19 protein-coding genes are annotated in these 22,131 nt (G+C 58.4%); 8 read left to right on the plus strand and 11 right to left on the minus strand.

What is annotated here, in order from left to right; all coding sequences use genetic code 11:
* The first annotated feature begins 6 nt into the window (after nucleotides 1–6).
* Together QA646_RS21355 and QA646_RS21360 are read left to right on the plus strand one after the other, a co-directional pair.
* A complete protein-coding gene (locus tag QA646_RS21355) occupies nucleotides 7–966 on the plus strand; it encodes a glycosyltransferase family 2 protein (RefSeq protein WP_283060244.1) in 960 nt (319 codons plus the stop codon).
* 88 nt (nucleotides 967–1,054) lie between these two features.
* Complete coding sequence (locus QA646_RS21360; protein WP_283060245.1) at nucleotides 1,055–1,999, plus strand: polysaccharide pyruvyl transferase family protein; 945 nt, start codon at nucleotides 1,055–1,057, stop codon at nucleotides 1,997–1,999.
* Nucleotides 2,000–2,011: 12 nt separating this feature from the next.
* Here QA646_RS21360 and QA646_RS21365 read toward each other — a convergent pair whose 3' ends face one another.
* Nucleotides 2,012–3,022 (minus strand): glycosyltransferase family 2 protein, encoded by a 1,011-nt coding sequence (locus QA646_RS21365; RefSeq protein WP_283060246.1) that lies wholly within the window; start codon nucleotides 3,020–3,022, stop codon nucleotides 2,012–2,014.
* An 88-nt stretch (nucleotides 3,023–3,110) separates the two neighbouring features.
* Complete coding sequence (locus QA646_RS21370) at nucleotides 3,111–3,401, minus strand: exopolysaccharide production repressor protein (RefSeq protein WP_283060247.1); 291 nt, start codon at nucleotides 3,399–3,401, stop codon at nucleotides 3,111–3,113.
* Nucleotides 3,402–4,150: 749 nt separating this feature from the next.
* Between QA646_RS21370 and QA646_RS21375 the strand changes: the two genes are divergently transcribed.
* The 4 genes from QA646_RS21375 (at nucleotide 4,151) to QA646_RS21390 (ending at nucleotide 8,487) form a co-directional block, all read left to right on the plus strand.
* Nucleotides 4,151–4,831, plus strand: a complete 681-nt coding sequence (locus tag QA646_RS21375) for a sugar transferase (RefSeq protein ID WP_283060248.1) — start codon at nucleotides 4,151–4,153, stop codon at nucleotides 4,829–4,831.
* A gap of 165 nt (nucleotides 4,832–4,996) precedes the next feature.
* Complete coding sequence (locus tag QA646_RS21380) at nucleotides 4,997–6,187, plus strand: polysaccharide biosynthesis/export family protein (RefSeq protein ID WP_283060249.1); 1,191 nt, start codon at nucleotides 4,997–4,999, stop codon at nucleotides 6,185–6,187.
* A gap of 9 nt (nucleotides 6,188–6,196) precedes the next feature.
* Nucleotides 6,197–7,489: an O-antigen ligase gene (locus QA646_RS21385; RefSeq protein ID WP_283060250.1), complete on the plus strand. Its 1,293-nt coding sequence runs from the start codon at nucleotides 6,197–6,199 to the stop codon at nucleotides 7,487–7,489.
* Nucleotides 7,486–8,487, plus strand: a complete 1,002-nt coding sequence (locus QA646_RS21390; protein ID WP_283060251.1) for an acyltransferase — start codon at nucleotides 7,486–7,488, stop codon at nucleotides 8,485–8,487. Before QA646_RS21385 ends, QA646_RS21390 begins: the two co-directional genes overlap by 4 nt.
* A gap of 235 nt (nucleotides 8,488–8,722) precedes the next feature.
* On the opposite strand, the gene QA646_RS21395 is transcribed toward QA646_RS21390, so the two are convergent.
* The 5 genes from QA646_RS21395 to QA646_RS21415 form a co-directional block, all read right to left on the minus strand.
* Nucleotides 8,723–9,694 (minus strand): ABC transporter permease, encoded by a 972-nt coding sequence (locus tag QA646_RS21395; protein ID WP_283060252.1) that lies wholly within the window; start codon nucleotides 9,692–9,694, stop codon nucleotides 8,723–8,725.
* A 29-nt stretch (nucleotides 9,695–9,723) separates the two neighbouring features.
* A complete protein-coding gene (locus QA646_RS21400; protein WP_283060253.1) occupies nucleotides 9,724–11,274 on the minus strand; it encodes a sugar ABC transporter ATP-binding protein in 1,551 nt (516 codons plus the stop codon).
* A gap of 104 nt (nucleotides 11,275–11,378) precedes the next feature.
* On the minus strand, nucleotides 11,379–12,368 hold the full coding sequence (locus tag QA646_RS21405; RefSeq protein ID WP_283060254.1) for an ABC transporter substrate-binding protein: 990 nt from the start codon (nucleotides 12,366–12,368) through the stop codon (nucleotides 11,379–11,381).
* Between the two features lie 229 nt (nucleotides 12,369–12,597).
* Complete coding sequence (locus QA646_RS21410; RefSeq protein ID WP_283060255.1) at nucleotides 12,598–13,617, minus strand: aldo/keto reductase; 1,020 nt, start codon at nucleotides 13,615–13,617, stop codon at nucleotides 12,598–12,600.
* A 47-nt stretch (nucleotides 13,618–13,664) separates the two neighbouring features.
* Nucleotides 13,665–15,170 carry an altronate dehydratase family protein gene (locus QA646_RS21415; RefSeq protein ID WP_283060256.1) on the minus strand — a complete coding sequence of 502 codons (1,506 nt, stop codon included), beginning with the start codon at nucleotides 15,168–15,170 and terminating at the stop codon, nucleotides 13,665–13,667.
* A gap of 239 nt (nucleotides 15,171–15,409) precedes the next feature.
* Here QA646_RS21415 and QA646_RS21420 point away from each other — a divergent pair, with 239 nt between their 5' ends.
* A complete protein-coding gene (locus tag QA646_RS21420) occupies nucleotides 15,410–16,336 on the plus strand; it encodes a GntR family transcriptional regulator (protein WP_283060257.1) in 927 nt (308 codons plus the stop codon).
* Between the two features lie 62 nt (nucleotides 16,337–16,398).
* On the opposite strand, the gene QA646_RS21425 is transcribed toward QA646_RS21420, so the two are convergent.
* The 4 genes from QA646_RS21425 to QA646_RS21440 all read right to left on the minus strand — a co-directional run bounded on the left by QA646_RS21425 (nucleotide 16,399) and on the right by QA646_RS21440 (nucleotide 21,081).
* The gene (locus QA646_RS21425) at nucleotides 16,399–17,085 is read right to left on the minus strand and encodes a response regulator transcription factor (RefSeq protein WP_349254271.1); all 687 of its coding nucleotides are present in this window, start codon (nucleotides 17,083–17,085) and stop codon (nucleotides 16,399–16,401) included.
* Between the two features lie 360 nt (nucleotides 17,086–17,445).
* On the minus strand, nucleotides 17,446–18,153 hold the full coding sequence (locus tag QA646_RS21430) for a Crp/Fnr family transcriptional regulator (RefSeq protein WP_283060259.1): 708 nt from the start codon (nucleotides 18,151–18,153) through the stop codon (nucleotides 17,446–17,448).
* A gap of 232 nt (nucleotides 18,154–18,385) precedes the next feature.
* Complete coding sequence (locus QA646_RS21435) at nucleotides 18,386–19,648, minus strand: polysaccharide pyruvyl transferase family protein (RefSeq protein ID WP_283060260.1); 1,263 nt, start codon at nucleotides 19,646–19,648, stop codon at nucleotides 18,386–18,388.
* Nucleotides 19,645–21,081 carry an O-antigen ligase family protein gene (locus QA646_RS21440; protein WP_283060261.1) on the minus strand — a complete coding sequence of 479 codons (1,437 nt, stop codon included), beginning with the start codon at nucleotides 21,079–21,081 and terminating at the stop codon, nucleotides 19,645–19,647. Before QA646_RS21440 ends, QA646_RS21435 begins: the two co-directional genes overlap by 4 nt.
* A gap of 258 nt (nucleotides 21,082–21,339) precedes the next feature.
* Between QA646_RS21440 and QA646_RS21445 the strand changes: the two genes are divergently transcribed.
* Nucleotides 21,340–22,080: a glycoside hydrolase family 16 protein gene (locus tag QA646_RS21445; protein ID WP_283060262.1), complete on the plus strand. Its 741-nt coding sequence runs from the start codon at nucleotides 21,340–21,342 to the stop codon at nucleotides 22,078–22,080.
* The last annotated feature ends 51 nt before the right edge of the window (nucleotides 22,081–22,131 follow it).

The following is a 22,131-nucleotide window of genomic DNA, read 5'->3' on the forward strand; positions in this document are numbered from 1 at the left end:
GAGAAAATGGCGTCAATTACGATTATTATTCCTTTCTACCAGCGGCAGACAGGCATTCTGCAACGTGCATTGACGTCGATATCCAAGCAGGTGTTTCAGGATTTCGATATTCTCATCATCGACGATGAATCGCCGCTTCCGGCGGAAAACGAGCTTCGATCGCTTAGCGAGGAAGACCGTGCGCGAATTCGGGTCATCCGTCAGCCCAATGCTGGACCGGGTGGCGCACGCAATACCGGCCTCGATAACGTGCCGGCCTCAAGCCGCTTCGTCGCCTTCCTCGATTCCGACGACGAATGGGCGCCGCAACATCTCGGCAACGCTTTCGAGGCCCTCACGCGGCACGATGCCGATTGCTATTGGGACTCGATCGATGGCGGCGAGGAGTTTTTCTATCATTTCAGCATGGCGGAACTGGCGAAATCGGTGAATGCCACCCGTCTCTCCCAAACGCCGCCGCTAATCGAAATTCCCGATATCGCCAGCGTCATGCTGAAGGACTGGAGCTTTCTGCATCTCTCCTGCATGCTGATCGGCCGGCCGCTGTTCGAGAAAATCCGCTTCGAAGCCGCTTTGCGGCTGGCGGCAGAGGATGTGTTGTTCTTCTGCGACTGCATCCTGGCGGCCAAACGCGTGTTGCTTTGTGAAGATACCGGCGCGCTGCGCGGCGAGGGCATGAATATCTTTCACAGCGTAGACAACGATTCACCGCAGTTCCTGCGCCAGCAATTCAATACCTGGACAGCTCTTAACACGCTGGAACAGCGTTTTTCGCGCCGCCCGCAGGACATCGCGTCCATTCGCATCTACAAAAACCGCGCCCGCAAGCAGGCACTGTGGAGCCAGGCACGACAGTTGCGGCGCCGCCGCCTACCGCAGCTCGGGCTATTGGCGAAATGGGCATGGCGCGACCCGGCAATATTGCAGAGTGCAGTGCAACTTGCCGCGGGCAAGTTCGCGCCCTAGCTTTCGCACTTGCAGCAAAGCTGTCCATGCCTATTCCTCAAGAGCCAAAGCATGTTCAGCTATTATCTAAATCACCAAGGAGACCTTAATGAAGCCGTTCCACTGGGAATCCACCCATGGCAATTTCGGTGACGATCTCAATCTCTGGCTCTGGGATTTCCTGCTCCCCGGCCTGCGCGACGTTCATGAAGAAAAACTGCTGGTCGGTGTCGGCACCGTTCTCAACACCCTGATCCTGCCGCTGGACGGACATAAACTCGTGATCGGCAGCGGCTTCGGCTACGGCTCCCTTCCCGACATGAGCGACAAGACCAAGTGGGATATCCGCAGTGTGCGCGGCCCGCTGACCGCGGAAAAAGTCGGCCTTCCGCAGGACATGGGCATCATCGATCCGGCAGTGATGGTGACCGAAATGCCGGAATTCAAAAACCTGCCGAAAACCAATCGCCACACCTTCATTCCGCATTGGGAGTCGGCAGCAGCGGGGCGCTGGCCGGAGATATGCAAGACCGTCGGCCTCTCCTATCTCGACCCGCGCGGCGAGGCCAAGGCCGTGATCCGCGAGATCGCGACTTCCGAGCTGATCGTCGCCGAATCCATGCATGGCGCGATCCTTGCCGACGCCTTCCGCGTACCGTGGATCGCCGTCAGCTCGTCGCGGGCGATCAACAGCTTCAAGTGGAACGACTGGGCCCGCTCCCTCGGTGTCACCTATGCGCCGAAACACATTCCGGTTTCCACCCGCGCGGAAGCTATCGCCAAGGGTGCCCGGTTCTGGGGTGTCGGTTTCGAACGGGACGCGCAGGCCGCCGAAGAGCTGGAGAAGCACCGGCATGGGGGCACTGTGGTGCTCGCCGACCCCGAGCAGACCCGTCTCCGAGTGATGGCGAAACAGGCGCTCGCCGTACCCTCGGCGCTGGCGCTCTGGCAGGCCAGCAAAGCGAAGCCGCAACTGAGTGCCGACGCGACACTTGCCAGCCGCAAGCAACGCCTCTTCGACGTTATCGAAGGCGTGCGACGCGACTACTTCTGATTTCGGGACGGATCATTCTGGAGCGGCCTGCAGCAGATAGCGCAGGCCGTTCGTTCCCGAATGCGCAATAGGGGCGTCGCCGCTCTTGCGAAAACGTTCCGTTTTGTCGGCAAGAATGCCGCCGGCAATCGCCGGAATGGCGGCGGGATTGCCCAATGCATAAGAGGCGGCCGCCGCCAGACCCGACTGTCCCTTGATATCGAGAAAGCGCCGCAGCTCGTAGCGGCTGCGAACGTGCCGCTCATGGCGGCGGATGGCCGCTGCATCGGCTGAGGACAAACCGCCGCCGGCGAGGATTGCCCGATCGGCTTCGCAGAGCCGATACAGATCCTCGGTGCGATGCCGGCCGCTCAGCGAGTTGCTGCGCACTATGGCGCCATAACCGCAGCTATGGATGACCTTATAGCGTGCAGCCTTGGCAAGCGCCCGCGCATAGAGATCGTAATCCTCGCCGAGACGCAGGGCTTCGTTGTAGCGGAGGCCGTGAGCATCCAGAAACGATCGGCGCATCAACGGCTTCAGAAAGCCTATCTCGCCGCGTCGGACGCCGCGCTTGGAAATATTGCCTTCGACAAAGGCGATCAGATCGAGGAAGCGCGGCTTCGGATCGAAATGATCGAGCATGGTAACAGCGTCGGGAACGGTATCGGCATTGACGAAGGCGATGTTGTCGGCAATGAAATCCCAATCATCGCTTGCGAGTAAGGGCCTGAACCGTCCCGGGAAAAAGAAATCGTCGGCATCGAGGATGCTGATCAGGGGCGCGCGCGAAACTGCGATGGCATGATTGCGCGCCGCCGCAGGCCCGCGATTTTTCTCGAATTCATGGATGACAAGACGCCCGCTACCGTCGTCGGCGAGGCTGGCGGAGGCGGCAGTACCGTCTGTCGAGCCATCATCGATGACAACGACCTCAGCCACCTCAGGCTCGCGGAGCGCAGAAGCGACGGCAAGGCCAATGGTGTCGCTGGCATTCTTCGCGGCGACAATTACGCAGACATTGTTTTCGGCGCTATCAGTCACATCAGTCTCCTTCATTCTGCCGGAGACTTAGGACGGCGTCGGCCATCGGCAACCATGCGATCGCCAAAAGATGTGCCTGGCGGCAACCTTAGGGATTGAAGGGCTCGGAACGATTGAGATTTGAAGCGGGCAGGCTGGTGACCTTGTCGCCATCGCGCAACGACGTTGTCGTCGCGTCTTGAGCAAGCAGTGCCTCGCGCGCGCGCCGTTCCTTCCAGACCAGGAAGAGGATGCCGATAAAGTAACCGATCTGCAGCAGCACGGCGCAAATCACCGTCTCAATCAAGGTGGTCGAGACGGATTGCGTCAGGAGGTAGGTCGCGATGGCAAATACGGCCAGGGCGCCGACCATGCTGATGAAAACGCGTGGCGCATACATGATGTTACCTCGGGCGCATAGTCATCAGGAAAAGAGCGATCAAGGCCTTGCCTCCCTCAATAGACCCACAAGGCAAATATATTTAATGAATCCTTTAGATTCAACCAAGCCAGGTGGTCTATTACCAATACGAAACGAATACGACTTTAGCGCATCACTCGTTAAAACTACTCCTCCATAATACGTGCAATTGCAGTTGATGTCTTTTTTCTTTTGCCAGGTTTCTCATCAGGGTTGTGGCGTCGAAGGGAGCATACAATTTTAGTGATCAGAACTTGTCGATGCAATCGATTTAGAATTTTAATCAATTCAATCAACTTTTATTACAAAGTTCGGTCGCCGCGAGCGCCAATATGTGCGGCGCAATATGGTGCTGCGTCGCAATATTTTTCGCGAATAATCAAGATTGTGCATGAGCGATCAAGAGTGAGCAAAGCCTATTCCAATAAGATCTAATGAACAAATCGGCCTTTATAGCCGTTAACATTCTCTCTTGTCGCCGGACGTAACGTAAGACGCGTATTTTTTAGCCGTCTATACAATACGCTCTTTAGTATAAATATTATATAAGCAACATCTAAACTTATGAAATCTAATGCGTGGAGGGTAAAACCCTGCCGCGATTCCGCACTGCCACAAAAATTTGGCTTAAAAAATCATAATCCGTACCTACACTCCCCTCTGCATAGCCCTAACTAGGCGCCCGAGACATTTCCGACCAATTCGCCAACATGAATGGAGTCATCTCTATGAAGTCTGCGACGAGATCGGCCACATCGGCTTTTTTCAGCGCTCCGGAACGCGACGTCTTTCCGCCAACAGGTGGAATCCTGAAGAGGACGTTCGACGTCACCACCGCATTGACGGCGCTGATTTTCATCAGCCCCATCTTTCTTATGCTCATGCTCCTGGTAAAGCTCTCGGATGGCGGTCCCGCTTTTTACGGACATCGCCGCATCGGACATAATGGCAAGGCCTTCCGTTGCCTGAAGTTCCGTACCATGGTCGTCGACGGAGACAGGGTTCTCAAGGCCTATCTGCAGGCCAATCCCCGAGCAATGGAAGAATGGCGAGCAACACGCAAACTGCAGAATGATCCTCGCGTCACCCTTGTCGGGGCGGTGCTTCGCAAACTCAGCCTCGACGAGCTGCCGCAGCTCATCAATATCATTCGCGGTGAAATGAGTGTCGTCGGGCCGCGTCCCGTCGTCGAAGACGAGCTGGAACTCTACGAAAACGCAGCGATCTATTACCTCCAATCCCGCCCCGGCCTGACAGGCCTTTGGCAGGTCAGCGGTCGTAACGACGTGTCCTATGCCAGCCGTGTCGCCTTCGATACGCATTACGTCAAGAACTGGTCGCTCAGCAGCGACGTGGTCATCATCGCCAAAACCATTCCCGCGGTCTGCCTATCGCGCGGCAGCTACTGATGGCGAACGCAGATACCGCAGGAAAGCGCCTGCGGTTTCCCCGCAATGCGGGGCTGCAATCCAATAACAGGGAAATCCCGCATGATTGAAATTCAGTCTCCTGGTAAGTCCGTTGGCACAGCCACACCTTTTCGTTGCGCAGCTCTTATAGTCCTCAGCCTGTGCATGGTATCGGGTAATGCCCGTGCTGATAAGCTTCCTGGATACCACCTCGGCGTCATGGACAAACTGCATATTCGCGTTGCCGAATGGCAGACTGCGGAGGGCTCCGTCCGCGACTGGTCGACGATCTCGGGCGACTATACCGTCGGCCCCTCCGGCTCGGTCTCCATTCCCTTTATCGGTGACATGCCAGCCAGCGGAAAGACGACCGACGAGATTGCAGAAGCGATCGGCATCGGGCTGCAAAAACAATTCGGCCTGCGCGACCGGCCGTCGGCTTCGGTGGAGCTTTCGCAATTCCGGCCCATCTATCTCACCGGCGAGGTTCAGAATCCGGGGCAATATCCCTTTGTACCCAACCTCACGGTGCTCAAGGCAGTCAGCCTCGGCGGCGGCCTGCGCCGTGCCGATGCCGGTCAGCGCTTTGCTCGTGATTACATCAATGCCAAGGGCGATGCCGTCGTCCTGATGGCGGAGCGCGGACGCCTGCTGATGCGCAAGGCGCGTCTGCTGGCAGAAGTCGCCGGCAAAGATCAAATCGATGTTCCGCCGGAGCTGCAGAAGTTGCCGCAATCGGCCGACCTGCTTGCCAGCGAAGATGCCCTGATGAAAGCCCGCAGCCAGCGCATGAAAACGCAATTGCAGGCGCTGGCCGACCTGAAAGTGCTGCTGCAAAGCGAGGTCGAGGCTCTGGGAAAGAAGACCGATACGCTGAGCCGCCAGCTCGATTTGGCCAAGGCGGACCGAGACAAGGTCGAAAGCCTCGCGGAAAAAGGATTGGAACTTGCCTCACGCAAGATCTCGGCTGAACAGCGCGCTGCCGACGTAGAGACCAATCTGCTGGATACCGACACGGCAGCGCTGAACGCCAAGCAGAGCATCAGCAAGGCTGAGCAGGACGAGACCACGCTGCGCAACGATTGGCAAAACTCGCTCGCGCAGGACTTACAGGATACCGATACCCAGTTGGAAACCCTGCAGCTGAAGCTCTCCACCAGCCAGGCATTGATGCAGGAAGCGGTCGCGCAATCGGCCGATGCCAGCAATCTTGATGCGAACGGGCAGAGCGTCAACGTCGCCTATACCATCATGCGCGATGACAACGGTCAGACGAAGGAAATTCCGGCTCAAGAGAACACCCAGGTCCTGCCGGGCGACCTCATCAAGATCAGCACCGCGCTTGCCATGCGTTAAGGAGGGTCGATGCAGATCGCGAAATCGACCTTTATTCGTCCAGGTAGCAACGCCACCTACGGCATGGTGGCGATTGCGCTCTCTTTCTTCGTCTTCGCTTACTCCTCCCGCTTCGGGCAGGTCTCCATCCTTGCCTATTATGGCCTCTGGTTTCCGCTGGTGCTGATCGGCTATCGCAGTACGCTCGGCAACTATCAAAAGCAGCTCTGGCTTTTCGCTTTCGGCATATTTACCTGTCTCTCGATCTTCTGGTCGGCCGTTCCATCGGTGACGGCCCGCGCCGCGATCCAGTACATGACGCATATCGTCTGCGCACTGATCGCCATGCGCACGCTCGACATCCGCACGCTCACACGCGGCGCGATTGCCGGCGTGGGCCTTGTGCTGCTTTATTCTATGCTTTTCGGCTATTATGACTATGACCCGCTCGACGGCACCTATAGCTTCGTTGGCGCCTTCGACTCGAAGAACCAGCTCGGCTTCTATGCCTCGCTCGGCATTTATTTCGCCTTTGCCGCCGTCTTCATTCTCGGCGAGCGCCGCATCTGGCTGCTCGGGGCGGGAATCGCAGGTTTGCTATCGGCCTATTGTCTTCACGCCTCGCAATCGGCGACCTCGGTCTTGACCACCGGCTTGGTGGTCGCGCTCGCCATCGGCTTGCGGTGCATCCTGTTCCTGTCGCCCCGGCAGCGGAAGAGGTTGTTTGGCGTCTTGGTCATCATTATCGTCGCGGTCGCTGTCGCCGGTGTCAATTTCGGCGGCGTTGATCTCGTGCTCGGTGCCTTCGGCAAGGACTCGACACTGACGGGTCGCACCTATCTATGGCAACAGGGCATCGAAGCAGCCTGGCAACGTCCTTTCTTCGGCATCGGCTACCAAGCCTATTGGGTGCAGGGCTTTTCCGAGCCGGAGCGCTTGTGGAACGAATTCTTCATCACGTCGCGCGCCGGCTTCCATTTCCACAACACGTTCATCGAAACAACCGTCGAGACCGGGCTGATCGGCGTCTTTCTGCTTGCCTCGATCCTGCTCACCGCCGTCATCGGCCATATCAGGCGGTTTCTGAGCGACATCAGAAACGACGAATCCTATGTCCTGCTCGGCATTGCGACGCTGCTTCTGATCCGCGCCTTCGTCGAGATCGATATTCTCAATCCATACCATGTCGGCTCGTTCCTGTTTTATTTCACGGCGGGCAAGCTGACGATGAAGACGTGGGCGCCAATGGCCGTTCCGCTTGTTCCCGACGATCGGATGGAGTTTGCGCCATCGATGAACTGGGAGCCGCGGATTAGCCGATGAAGACTCTCTATGGCATTCAATATCTGCGCGGCTTTGCCGCTCTTGCCGTGGTCCTGTTCCACGCCGCAGAACGTACCGACAGCCACTTCCGCATCGGGGCGGCCGGAGTCGACGTCTTTTTCGTCATCAGCGGCTTCATCATGTGGACGATGAGCGAGCGCCGGCCTGTAACGCCATTGCGCTTCCTGCTCGACCGCCTGCAGCGCATCGCGCCGTCTTACTGGATCGTCACCGGCATCATGGTTGCGGGCGGTCTTGCCGGACTGTTTCCGAACATGAAGCTGACTGCCGCGCATACCTTCGCCTCGCTGTTTTTCATCCCCATGCGCTCGCCGAGCAGCGGCGAGATCTGGCCGGTTCTCGTGCAGGGATGGACGCTGGATTTCGAGATGTTCTTCTACGTTATCTTCGCCGCGACCTTGCTGTTGCCGCGCCGACTGCAGCTTGCGAGCATGGCAGGCATCTTTCTTGCCTTCGTCATCGCCGGCAACATTTTCAATCCGCAATCTTCCGCGCTGCTCACCTACACACGGCCCATCATCCTCGAGTTCGTCGCCGGTGCTATTCTTGGTCGGCTGTGGCTCGCGGGGAGGGTGCCCGGCGCCGGCCTCGGCCTCGCCCTGGTCGTCGCCGCCTTGTCGGGTTTTACCGCCATCGCGCTTATCGGCCTCGATTTCAACGAAGTGACCTGCGGACCGCTCGCCGTGGCACTTGTGTTTGGCATGGTATCGCTGGAAAGAAGCGGAAAGCTGCCGAATATTCCGCTGCTCGCCTATCTCGGCAACAGCTCCTATTCGATCTATCTCTGGCACACGCTGGCGATCTCGGTGACTATTAAAATGGTGGCATACACGCAGATGCCCTCCGACGTCGCGACATTCCTCAGTGTCATCGCGGGGACATTGCTTGGCGTCTGCGCCTACGAAGCGGTCGAAAAGCCGTTGCGCAACTTGTTGAGGAATTTGAGCTGGCAAAAGTCACGCCCGTCGCCGGCGTGATCGCCTGCATCCGCGCGGCTTGTTCGTTTTATTGGCTGCATGAACGGTGGGTCTTTTCGGGAGCCGCCCGCAATCTTCGTCGTGCCTCGGCTTTTACATCTGTCATAGACTCATGCGCACTTGGGCCACTGGCCAAGCCTTTAGTCACGAGAGCCTGCAATTCTTCTGTTGTGTAATCAAAAGCGGATGGCATGCGTTTAGCATACCATCCGCGAGAGACTGACGTCGAATACCTTTAGAGGCGACGGCGGCGCAACTGATCGAAATAGACGATCACGATGATCAGAACGCCGGTGATGATGCGTTGCCAGAAGGAATTCAAATTCAGCAGGTTGGCGCCATTGTTGATGGTGGCGAGGATGAAGGCGCCGATCAGCGGGCCGTATACTGAGCCGACCGCGCCGAAGAGGCTGGTGCCGCCGATCACAGACGAGGCGATCGCCTGCAATTCCCAGCCATCCGCCTGCGTCGCATTGCCGATGGCGATGCGCGAGGCGAGCAGGACGCCGACAAAAGCCGCGCAGGTTCCCGACAGAATATAGGCGAGGTAGATCATCCAGGTGACGTTGACGCCGGAGAGACGTGCGGCTTCACGGTTCGAACCGACGGCGAAGAGATAGCGGCCCCAGCGGCTGAGATGGAGGAAAATGAAAGCTGGTATCGCCACCAGGATGACCATCCAGAACAGGCTCGGAATCCCTAAGAAATCGGCGACGGCGAAATTGGTGAAGTCGTCGTTGACGATGTTGATCGTCGCGCCGTTGGTGATGAGCAGGCCGATGCCGCGCAAGGATGTCAGCGTCGCGAGCGTGATGATGAAGGGCGGCAGGCCCATGCGCACGATGCCGAAGGCATGGAATGCGCCGATCAGCACTCCGAACAGCAGGGTTATGAGAATGGCGGCCGACACTGGAAAGCCGGCTTGCAGCAGCCAGGCGATGATGACGGTGCAGAAGCCGACAATGGCGCCGACGGACAAATCGATGCCCGCGGTGATGATGACGAAGGTCTGACCGAGGGCGAGGATCGCCGTCATCGAACCCTGACGCATCAGGTTGGTGATGTTGAGCGGCGTCCAGAACTTGTCGGTCCAGAAGCCCAGAAGGACCCAAAGAGCAAGAAGAAGAAGGATCAGCGTCAGGCTGAAGAGGATGTTCATCTTGCGCCGCGGTGCAACGGTGGGGCCTTCGGTGGTATTGGCGGCCATTGTTTTTCTCCTCTTTCTTATCTTATCGTTCAGACGCCGATCGCCTCGCTGAGGACTTCCTCATGCGTGGCAGCGTGGAAATCATGGCTGGCGACGAGCTGGCCGCGGCGGAAGACATGGAGCCGGTCGGCGAGTTCGTAGACCTCAGGCAGGTAGGACGAGATGACGATGATGCCCGCGCCACCCCGCAAGAGCGTGGCGAACAACCTGTAGATCTCGGCCTTGGTACCGACGTCGACGCCCACGGTGGGCTCATCGAAAATGAAGAGCTTGGCGCCGTGGCTGAGCCACTTGCCGATGACGACCTTCTGCTGGTTGCCGCCGGACATGGCAGAAACGAGAACCCGCCGGCTCGGCGTCTTGATGCTGAGATCGCGGATCTGCTTATCGGCATTGGCTGCTTCACCGCCGCGATTGATGATCGGTCCCTGGCTAAGCCGCTTGAACACCGGCAGGTTGATGTTGAGCCCGATCGGCAGGTTGAGGCAGAGCCCCTGGTCACGGCGGCTTTCCGGCGCCAGCGCGATGCCGAGGTCCATGGCATCGCGCTCGCTGCGGATATCGACCTTACGGCCCTGCCAGTAGATCTCGCCTGCCGAAAGCGGCTGACGGCCGTATAACCCAAGCGCGAACTCGCTGCGCCCTGCGCCGATCAGCCCGTAGAGCCCGACGATTTCACCGGCTCTGACACTCAGCGAGATGTTTTCGAAGCCTGGGCCGGAGAGGCCGCGGGCTTCCAGGATGGTGTCGCCGATCGGAATCTCTTCCTTGTGATAGATCTGTTCGATCGAGCGGTTGATCATCAGTTTGATCAGCTCGTCTTCGTTGGTCTCACTGACTTCGCGTGTGCCGACATGCGTGCCGTCGCGCAACACCGAGACGCGGTTCGCCAGTTCGAAGACCTCTTCCATGCGGTGACTGATATAGACGATGGTGACGCCCTCGCTTTGCAGGCGGCGGATCAGCTTGAAGAGCTGCGCCGATTCCCTGCGGGTGAGATAAGCCGTCGGCTCGTCGAAGATCAGGAATTGCGTGCCGCGCATCGCGGCGCGGGCGGTGGCTACGAGCTGCTGCTGGCCGATGGTGAGCGAGCTCAGCAGTGCGCCTGCCGGCAGACCGAAACCGAGATCGTCGAGCACGGTCTGTCCCAGCTTCTCCATCTGCTTCTTGCGCATCAGCCCGAGGCGGTTGACCTCGTCTCCCAGGAAAAGATTGGCCGCGACCGTAAGGTGCGGGCAGAGTACGACCTCCTGATGCACGGCATTGATGCCGCGGGCGATCGCCTCGTTCGGATTGGCAAGCGCGACCGGATGGCCGCACCAGAATATCTCGCCGGCCGTCCTTGTTATGACGCCTGTCAGGAGCTTGATAAGGGTGGATTTGCCTGCGCCGTTTTCGCCGACAATCGCGTGGATTTCGCCTGCAAGAAAGGTGATCGTCGCCGGCTTCAGCGCTTCGACAAAGCCATAGCGCTTCTGCAGCCCCCTGAGTTCGAGGATTGGCGAACCTGTCGGAATGCGGTTTGCTTCCGTCCGGACGCTGTCATCGTGCCGATGACTGATCTCTTCAAGGTTCGTCATGAGGTCTCCTCCATTTGCCGATCATTCACTCCGTTTGCCGCCATGCAAACGGAGCCGGAATGAAAACAGGCCACGCCCGGTTTTCCAGGCGCGGCCTTACACCGTTACTTGACCTTCGGATTGATCAGGGCGTCGATCTTCGGATCGCTCATATTCGCCTTTGTGACGAGATTGGCGCCTGTATCGACATTGGCCGGGACCTTTTCCTTCTTGGAAGCGGCGAGCGCCGTCTTGACGCCGTCATAACCCATGCGATAGGGGTCCTGCACCACGAGGCCGGCCAGAACGCCCGACTTCAGGAAGCCAACGGTCTTGTCGTCATTGTCGAAGCCGATGACCTTGATCTTGTCGCCGAGCTTGTTTTCGGCGATCGCCTGGCCAACGCCCTGCGCCATGATCAGGTTGGAGGCAAAGACGCCGACGAGCTTCGGATTGGCCGTGATCAGGTCGGTCATGATGTTGAGGCCGGTCGTGGCCTGACCGTCGGCGTATTTATCGGCGACGACCTTCAGGCCAGGATACTTGCTCTTGATCTCGTCGAGGAAGCCCTGGCGACGCTGGTCAAGCGAGCCTACGCCCGGCAGGCTGGTGATGATGGCGATTTCGCCTTCTTCTTTGCCGGTCATGCCCTTGATTGCCGCGGCAAGACCGTCGGCGGCGATGCGTCCGCCGGCTACGTTGTCGGTCGTCAGGAACGAGACAAAGGATTTGGAGTCTGCGGCCGAGTCGATGCCGACCACCGGCACAGACTTGGCGGCTTCATCTACAGGCTTGCCGAGCGCCTTGAATTCGGTCGGTGCGATCACCACGGCGGCCGGTTTGCCGGCAACGGCGTTTTCGAGAATGCTGATCTGGCCGTTGATGTCGGATTCCGATTGCGCGCCGAGTTCCGGCACGTTGACGCCAAGATCCTTGCCCGCCTTGCGAGCGCCGGCAAGAACGATCTGCCAGTAGAAGGATGTCGTGTCCTTGACGATGATCGGAATGGTCACATCGGCAGCAAAGGACTGCACCGGCATGGCGACCGCGATGATGGCCGCGCCGGCAAGGCCAGCAAAAGTGCGGCGGGACAGAAGGGATTTGGCGATTTTCATTGATATCTCCTCTCAACGCGCTCTGCTCCTGCACACCGGCCGTTGAACGCTTGCGGCTCGGTATCGTGAGCACCTGACGGGCTCACGCATCGCGGAGATGTTTGTTGCGCATGATCTTATCCGAAACCGTTGCATGGTTTTCGGGATCATGCGGCCTCATCCACGCCAAGACAGGCTTTCCTCCTCTTCGAAGCCGCCTTTCGCGACGGCCCGATAGCTCCTTATTCTTTCAAACCCGGACGGCTTCATCTCCCAACGGTGGTGCGACCAGCGTCAATCCTTCGAATTCCGCATAAAGGCTGGCCGGAAGCTCTGGCTCCACGAGCTGCATATTGCGGATGAGACTTTCCGGCTTCGCCGTACCGATCAGCACCGAAGCGACGGACGGATGGCGGAGCGGAAACTGCATTGCCGGTGCGGCAAGCGGCACGCCATGACGGCGGGCAATATCCTCCATCGCCCCGACCTTGGCCAGAACATCCGCTGTCGCCGGAAGATAATCGAAATGTGCGCCGGGTACGGGACCGGTCGCGAGAATGCCTGAATTGAAGACACCGCCAACCACAAGCGACGTGCCCTTCTTCTCGCAGAGCGGCAGCAGTTCGGCCACCGCCGAACGGTCGAGCAGAGTATAGCGGCCGGCGAGCAGGATGCAGTCGATATCGGCTTCACGCATGACGTCGAGGCACACAGGCACCTCGTTGACGCCGAGACCATAGGCCTTGATCGCGCCTGACGACTTCAGCTCTTCCAATGCTTTCAGGCCGGAGCCCAGGAGCTGGCCGAGATAATGCTCGTTCAGCGCCTTGCCGTGAGTGTAGCTACCGATATCGTGAACGTAGAGTATGTCGATACGGTTGAGGCCGAGGCGGGCATAGCTGAAGTCGACCGACCGCATGATGCCGTCGTAGGAATAATCGTAATCCGCATCGAAGGGCAGGGGATCGACATAGCCATAGCTTGGCACCTTGTCGCTTGCAACCGGCCGCATCAGCCGCCCGACCTTGGTCGAAAGGACATAACTGTCTTCCGGCTGGTCGCGCAGGAAATCGCCAACGCGGCGTTCGCCGAGACCGAAGCCGTACCAAGGCGCAACATCGAAATAGCGGATGCCGCTATCCCACGCCGCCTGCAGGGTTTCCATGGCCTGGTCGCGAGGGCAGGCGCGGTAAAGACCGCCGAGCGCTGCGGCCCCGAAACTGAATTCGGTGACCTCCAGGCTTGTCCTGCCGATTCTTCTCCTCTTCATCACCTCTCCCTTGTGATGGCATGCATTACTTATCTAATGCGACTTATCTAAAGCGTCGCGCCGAGATGCCAGGGTACGAATTCGTTGTCGCCATAGCCAAACGCTTCGCTTTTCGTCTTCTTGCCGGATGCGATCTCGATGATCAGTTCGAAGATCTCGCGGCCCTTGCCCGATATCGTTGCCTCGCCGGTGGCAATGGTACCGCAATCGATATCCATGTCCTCCTCCATAGATCGGTAAAGCGCCGAGTTGCTCGACAGCTTGAACGAAGGCGCCGGGCGAGAGCCGAAACAACTGCCGCGGCCTGTCGTGAAGGCGATCATATTCGCGCCGCCTGCCACCTGGCCGGTTGCCGAAACCGGATCATAACCGGGCGTGTCCATAAAGACGAGCCCGTGGTCCGTTACCCGTTCGGCGTAGCTGTAGACGGCGGTCAGCGGCGAGCGCCCGCCTTTGGCGACGGCGCCGAGCGATTTTTCCAGAATGGTCGTCAGCCCGCCGCGCTTGTTGCCGGGCGAGGGGTTGTTGTCGAGCGAGGCGCCGTGCATAGCGACATATTTTTCCCACCACTCGATCTTCGCGTCGAGCTTGGCGGCCACCGCGTCGCTGACCGCACGGCTGCGCAGCAGGTGCTCCGCTCCATAGATTTCCGAGGTTTCCGACAGGATGGCCGTGCCGCCGGCAGCCGCCAGCAGGTCGGCGGCTGCACCCAGCGCCGGATTGGCCGTGATGCCGGAGAAGCCATCGGAACCGCCGCATTGCAGGCCGACGATGATTTCGCTGATCGAGATCGGCTCGCGACGGCCCTGGCCGACTTCCTCGGCGATCTCCTTGAGGACACCCATGGCAAGTGCTACGGCGCGGCGCGAACCGCCGGCATCCTGAATGTTGAAGTGCCGCTTGTTGGCGCCGGCGCCGCTCTGGCCATAAAGCGTTAGCTGGTTGACCTCGCACCCGAGGCCGATCATCAACACGCCGCCGAAATTTACATGGCGCGTATAGCCGGCAAGTGTCCGATGCAGCGTCTGCATGCCATCACCGGTCGAGCTCATGCCGCAGCCCTGGTCGTGGACGATCGGCACGAAACCGTCGATGCCGTCATAATGCGGCAGGAGCGTGCGGTTTGCCTCTTCCGCAATGGCGCGGCAAACCGTGGTGGAACAGTTCACGCTGGCGATGATGCCGATATAGTTGCGCGTAGCCGCCCGGCCGTCGGCACGGCGATAACCCATGAACGTCCGCGCTTTGTCGGTTTCCGTAGCTGCTTCGGGCGCCGTATTGGCGGTTGCCGCCAGGCGATCGTTTTCGAAGTGCAGGTTGTGGCTGTGGACATGATCGCCAGCCTTGACCTCGGCCGTCGTGCGGCCGATCGCCTGGCCATATTTCACGACAGGCATGCCGATGGCGATGTCTTGAATGGCGAATTTATGGCCGGGATCGATCTTGTCCCGCGTCACTACTCCGTTGGCGGCCGCAGTCCCAGCCGCAATCGCCGCCGTCGCCACCGCGACATTGTCGCCTTCCGACAGAAGGATCCAAGGTTGGCTGTTCAACGTCCTCTCCTAGCAATCTTGTTTTTCGGCATTCGCTTAGAGGGCGTCACCGATTGATTTTGTTTTTTATCTACAATAAACATTTTGGTGTCAACGAGGAAATCGCTCACCAATCTGGGAGGAGGTCGTGCGCGACAGGAGTGGACATGATCGCGGCGGAGCCGGCGAGTTTGACTGGCAACCGAGTATGGTTCAGACATCGTCGCCGACGCAGGGCTGCGGATTATAAGAGAGGGGAAATGGCGAGACAAAACACGCTCTTCAAGGACGCGTACAATCGCTATGTCGCCGGTTTGAAGCCGGACGCCGCCTTGCCGACCGAGCCTGAAATCGCTGCCGAACTCGGCATCAGCCGCAGCACGGCGCGCGCCATTCTGCTGCGTCTAAGTGACGCTGGCATCATCCGCTGGAACAAGCGGCAAAAGATCGTGCTGCGCCAGCCGACCGAAGCCGACTTCTTTCCGGAAGAGGAGACCAATTCGCTGCATGACATCATCGAGCGCAGCTTCATGCTGCGCATCCTCTCCGACGAAGCGCAGCCCGGCATGCAGATCAACGAGCTGGAACTGGCGCGTGAAATCGGCACGGGGACCTCGGTGGTGCGCGAGTTCCTCATCCGCTTCAGCCGTTTCGGTTTAATTGAAAAGCGGCCGAACAGTCATTGGATCCTGAAGGGTTTCACCAGCGAATTCGCTCTGGAGCTTGCCGAGGTGCGCGAAATGTTCGAACTGCATTCGGCCGCCGAGTTCGGGCGCTTGCCGGCAGGGCATCCGGCTTGGACCGATCTCGCGGCGATCCAGCAGGAGCATTATGATTTGCAGGATGATTTCGCCGAGCGTTATCGGGATTTCTCGCAGCTCGACGAGCGCTTCCACCTTCTCATCCATCGCGCTTCGAATAACCGCTTCATTGCCGATTTCTATGATGCGATCGCCATCGTCTTTCACTATCATTATCAGTGGAACAAGGCTTTCGCCCGCGAGCGCAATTTGCGCGCCATTACGGAACATCTCGATTATATCGAGGCTTTGCAATCCCGCGATCCTGAGCGGATCGACAAGGCTTGCCGTACGCATCTTGCCTCGGCACGGCAGACGCTCCTGCAATCGATCCCGCAGAATGCGAGCGAAGCTGCAGGTTCAAGTGTTCAAGATATTCGAAGTTAAACGTATTTCGCCAGCGCCGCCTTCAAACGGCACCGGCGAAGCTTGTTCTCACGAAGCTGGCACTATCTCACGAATTCCCTGATCTTATAGGCGACTTCCGTTCGGTTCGTCGCATTCAGTTTCTTCATGATATTGCGGATATGAACTTTGACCGTGCTTTCGCAAAGGTCCATTTCATAGGCGATAATCTTGTTTGCCTTGCCGCGCCGAAGAGCTTCGGCGACGACGACTTCACGCGGCGTAAAGAGACTGTCGGCGCAGCGTGTTCCATTGGTCACGGAGGCGATGACTTCCTTGGCTGCGAGAATGCTGCTGGCTGGAATGAACACGCCGCCTGCACGGGCGAGCGCTACGGCTTCGGCGGCGACATTGATGCCGACGCTGGTCGGAATGTAGCCGCGGGCGCCGCATTCCAGCGCTTTGAGAAGTTGCGCAAGCTCGTCGCTCTCGGCCCCGACAATAACAGGGCTTGCCTTAAACCTCTCCGCCAGAGCGGAGATCTTATCGCAGACATCTGCGTCCGAAGCCTTGCGTCCGCCGATCATGAAAAGAATTGCAGACGGTTCGTTCTGCATGCGGCGTTTCTGCCATTCCTCGAATGATCCGACGGTGACGATATTCATGTTCTCGTCATATTCGGTGAGGCTTCTGGACAGGCATTCCCTGTCCAAGGCGCGAGCATCGATGAGGAGAAGATAGTCCTCGCATTCGTCGGTGCTGACCGCACCTGCCGCGCTGAAAACCCTCACTGAATCCGACGCGCGGACTGAAATAAGACGGGTTGCTGTCTCTGTCCCAAATTTCTCATTCGCTAAAGACTGTCTGTCCATGGCCGTTACTCCTTACTCCACACTTGGCCTCTATTCTTCAGAACTCATATGATTAGGTAGTATTTCAAAGTAACTGAATAGATATACCGAATCAAATGGATGAATTTCGTGTTGACTCATAGCATCCCTCCTGTCTTTGAAACGAAGTTTACCTGACCACAAGAAGGATAATCGCCGATTCTATTTATGCGGACATTAACATAAGTTAATAAACTCTAAAAAAATTCGCCTCACGATTGTTATCGACTTGAAACAACGCGAGTGCGGCTTGCGCCGCACTTAGATCATATGCGGCGCGAAATAGGTTTCATCGAAATCGACGAGTTCCGCGAGCTTGTGGCGGTCGAGAAATTCGACGATGCCGTTACGGAACGATAGAAGTCCGCCCATTCTCATATCTCTGAGAACGCGGTTGATATGTACCGTCGACAGACCGACCGCATCGCCAATATCGGCTTGTGTCAGCGGGCATTCAAAACCATCGAAGTTGGGTCTTAGCCGCGACGGACCAAGTCTCGTCGCAAGCTCGAGCAGCAGGTGACCAGTGCGCTCGAGCGCGTCGCGGCGGCCGATATTGGCGAGCCGTTCGGACATGCGTGCCTGCCGCCGCATCATCTCGGTGAGTACGATGCGATAGAGCCGCGAAGAGACGTCCAGGGTGGCATGCGAGGTGAAGTCCGGGAACTCCATGACGGTGACCTTGGAGATCGCTTGCACCGTCTCGCGCGCCAGTTCTACCGAAGGTGTGGAGATCATGTCACCGCGGAGCGCAAACTCGATCACGATACGCGTGCCGTTCGGCAGCATCTTGCTGGAAACCGCCCATCCGCTGACGAGGAAAAGAAGACGCGGTGTGTCATCCTCATAATCGTAGATGGTTTCACCGGGAGCATATGTGCGCGGAATGCCGCCCGTCAGCTCGGATTTCTGGCGATAAAGATCAGGACTCGAAGCCTGAAGGCGCCCTATGGAAACCTGCGTGGTCATATATGCCCCCGAACCACATACCATATCGGGACGGTTCCAATTAACCTGTCCCGGAAGGTATATCACGTTACGTATGGCAAGTATATAGCACGCAACTTTCGGCGTGGCTCGTAGTCTATATTGCTTATGTGGATTCTCTTCAAACTCACACAGCGATTAATTTGTTCATCATGTGATAAAAGTGTCTAACATCGCTCATTATACATGATGGTTACCCCGGAATTGCTTGGTATTAATTCGATGCTGCGGCGTGATGATCATTTCGTATTACGGATGACATCTCGGCGACAATATTCTGATCCCTTCGGGTGAGATTCCGGCGCATATCGGCAATTCCAGCTTCTGCCTCGGCCATAATCACCTGATGGCTGGACGATTCGATTCCTTCCGAATCAGCCGCCCTTAATAGTGCGGCGATATCGGACGGCGATGCTCCGCTGCCGTTGACGAAATAGGACTGCCGGCCAACCGATCGGAAGAAACCCTCCACCTTCTTGTCCCAGCCAAGCCCGACATGAGGAATCCCCAGGGAATAGGCGGCGATACAGGCATGCAGCCGGTGGGCAAGGATGACATCGGTCGAGCGAAGTATCCGGATCAGCTCCTCCGGCGCCCGCGGGCGCGAGGCGAGTTGCAGCGCACCGGATTTCGCGAGACGGTGCATCGAGGCCTCATCCCTTATTCGTTGCGCGAATATCTGGTCCTCGCTGGCGCCGTTGCAGAACAGGCAGACGTGGTATCCGTCCCGGACCAACAGCCGAATGAGATTCCGATACTCGGCAATATCCTGCAGCGGAATGGCCGAAGCCTTCTGGCTGGCATGCCGTTGCAGAATGACCGGTTCCGTCACGCAGAGGCCGATGGTCGGCTGGCGCATTGACGCTGGACTGCAATCGTCGCTGACGAGCGCCCGGGTCAGCAAACCCGGATCGTGAACCATCTTCGCTTCCGGCCCATCGGGAAAATGGCGGCGCCAGCTATCTTGGGCGAAGCTGTCGCGCACGGAGAGGTGCACGAGATTGGCTTGCTTCAGCCGGCCAAAGAGGCGTGACGCCGGTGCGGACCAATGGCCGCTGACACCGACTGCATAGATCGCCAATGGCCTATTGTGGCGCCGGACGCAATCGAGGACAGTGCCGACCTTCAAGGGAAAATTGAGATCGTCATCCTGAAAGAGATTGCCGCCGCCAATCACCACCGCATCCGCAGCGGCGATCTTGGCATCCCATTGGCCGCGCAATTTCCGCAGCGTACGCCCGAGGACGTAGCCTACCGCCCAGCGTCGTGCGAAACCAGGCAGCCGATGCAGCACCTTCAGCGCCTGCTGACGCCTACCGCTACTTCCGCCCCTGCCGAAACCTTCCCGTCCGGCGAGATCGATCGTCTCCACCTCGATATGGCTGGCATCCTTGGTCAGGCCTGCCTCGACGCATTGCGCCAGGAGACCGTCTCCAAGATTTTCGCTGTATTTGACATTGAATACGACGATCTTCACTGCAATCTCCCCACAACACCGATATGTCGCATGCGCGCCGCCGGCGCGTCGTTTGCGCGAACCCGAGATGGAGCCGTGAGGGCGGAGACGCTGCCTGCGAGAATGTAGAACATCAATCCGAGGTCATAGACGGTGCCCGAAGTGGCCGCAGACACCAGCACTGTGATAAATCCGGCCTTGGCGGCCCGGGCAACGGCTGCGGCCTCCCGGGAGGATATACGCCCCGGCCGCGTATCGGCTTTCAGGATCAGCAGCACGAAGAGAGCAAAGATCAGCGCACCGATGACGCCGAGATTGGACAGCAGCACGAGGCCGAAGCTCGATGCGCGCGCGCTGCCCAATCCAGCGCCGAAGCCTTGCGTGTCGATAAACGTCTGATAGGCCATGGCATTCCACATGAAGCGTTCGCGCCCGGACTGGCTGTCGGCCTTCGAGAACAGCATCTCATCGAGAAACTCGTGCAGGCCGTTGGCAAGATCGGGCATGGCGATCAGGACGAAAAGAACGACAAGCGGCATTGCGGCCATGATGGCGACGATCATGACGGGGCGCCCCGTGCCCGGTTCGCTGCGCGAGGCGAGGAAAGACTGCAGGCAAAGAACCGGCAAGACCACGCCGAGACCGACGAGGGCCGTTGCCGATGTCGAGAGAATAAGGGCCACAAGAAGAAGGGTGGCTATAATGCCGGTGGCGCGGGACTGGACGCCGCTAAGCCATAGGCTGCCGATCATTGCAAAGAGCACGAGCGTGAAATCGGCAAAGGCCGACGCTTCGGGAAATGTCCCCGATATCCGCTTCAATCCGCCTTTCTCGGCATTGGTCAGCAGCGCGTAGTTGGCCGTTCGCACGAAACCGAGAAGGAATTCCGTATGGCTGAAATAAGTAATGATGTCGGCAAGGGCGAAACCGAGGTTGACGCTGGCGACCACCAACATTCCGTTGATCAAATTGGTGGGAGTGCCGCCTTTCCGGATGAAGGCGAAAGTAGTGGCAAAGCAGACGAGGCCACCGACCGCATAGACGGATTGCGTGATATTGTTGGATGAGAACTTCAACGGCACCAGCGAAATGAAGTTACGTCCGCCCACCGCCCGCTCGACGGTCATCGTCTCGGTCATGCCCTGAAACAAGCGCGGGAAAAAAACGGCTGTCGTCAGGCCGAAGACGGTCAGCACCAGAAGGCAGAAACCAGGACGCGGCGGGGCCAAGGCGGCAAAGAGCGGTCCTTCGCCATAGGCCAGAAACAAGCGTATGCCGAAGAACAGCAGAAAAAGGCTCGGCACCAGCACGGATGCGCCGCCAAGGCCGGGCACGCTGAAGGCTGCGGCCGCGCCAAACACCGTAGACAGGATCATGACGGTAAACGACCATCGAACGGGCGCAGCCAGCATGGCCATGCCGACGACAAACGTGAGTACACCCATGAAATTCATATGCCATCCGCTCCGAAATATCGTCTATTTCACAGGAGCAAAAACTATCACGGTGCTGGCTGGCTTGTATTTCCGCCGCGCTTAAGCCCTTTGGGGTACCGCATAAACCGAAATGGGTTCTGTACCGGATAGATGCCGCTGCGTTAGCGTCTGGGTATGGATAAAGTCTCGTTTAGACATAGACGACCATGGTCGTTCGGCCGCCGCGGATTTCTCCGTGCAGGCTTTGGCGCCACCCTTGCATTGCTCGGCAGCGGCATGGCCGCCCGTGCTGGCGATACCGGAGACGCGCTCGACACCAGCAAGATGACGCTGACTTTCGAAGATAATTTCGACAGTCTCAGCGTCTCACCCTGGGGGCCGGGCACCCGCTGGATCGCGCATACACCGTGGAACGGCGATTTCGGCGGCGCGCGCTTTACCGACCCCAAGGGCGATTTCCCCTTCATGATCCAGGACGGCATGCTGCGCATCACCGCGGCGCGTGACGGCAAGGGCGCATGGCGCTCCGGTCTGCTCGCCTCGGTCGATGCGAAGGGCAACGGCTTTTCTCAGGAATACGGCTATTTCGAAATGCGCGCCCGGTTGCCGGACGGTCCCGGCGTCTGGCCGGCCTTCTGGCTGATCGGCAAGGACCGCTCGAAATCCACGGCCGAGATCGATGCCCTGGAATATTATGGTGACAAGCCGGGTGCCTACTCCGCCACCGTGCATGTCTGGCATCGCGGCGGCAAACATGATTCCGATTTTTCGCGCATCAATGTCTTTGGAACGGCAAGCCCAACGGACATGCACACTTACGGCGTAAAGATCGATACGGATTTCATCCGCATGTATTTCGACGGCAAATTCGTCTGGAAGACCAAAGTCCTGCCGGAACATCGCCAGCCGATGTATATACTTTTGAATCTCGGCATCGTCGAAGGCGTCACCAGCATGGTGGCCCCGGATCCGTCCTTCATGTTTGTCGACTATGTCAGGGCCTACCAATTCAAGTAGGCACCTGGCTTCCATGCCTTCTTTCTGCAGCGGCGACATTCTCAGCCTGTA

The organism is Rhizobium sp. CB3090, from assembly GCF_029714285.1.
Taxonomy (GTDB): domain Bacteria; phylum Pseudomonadota; class Alphaproteobacteria; order Rhizobiales; family Rhizobiaceae; genus Rhizobium.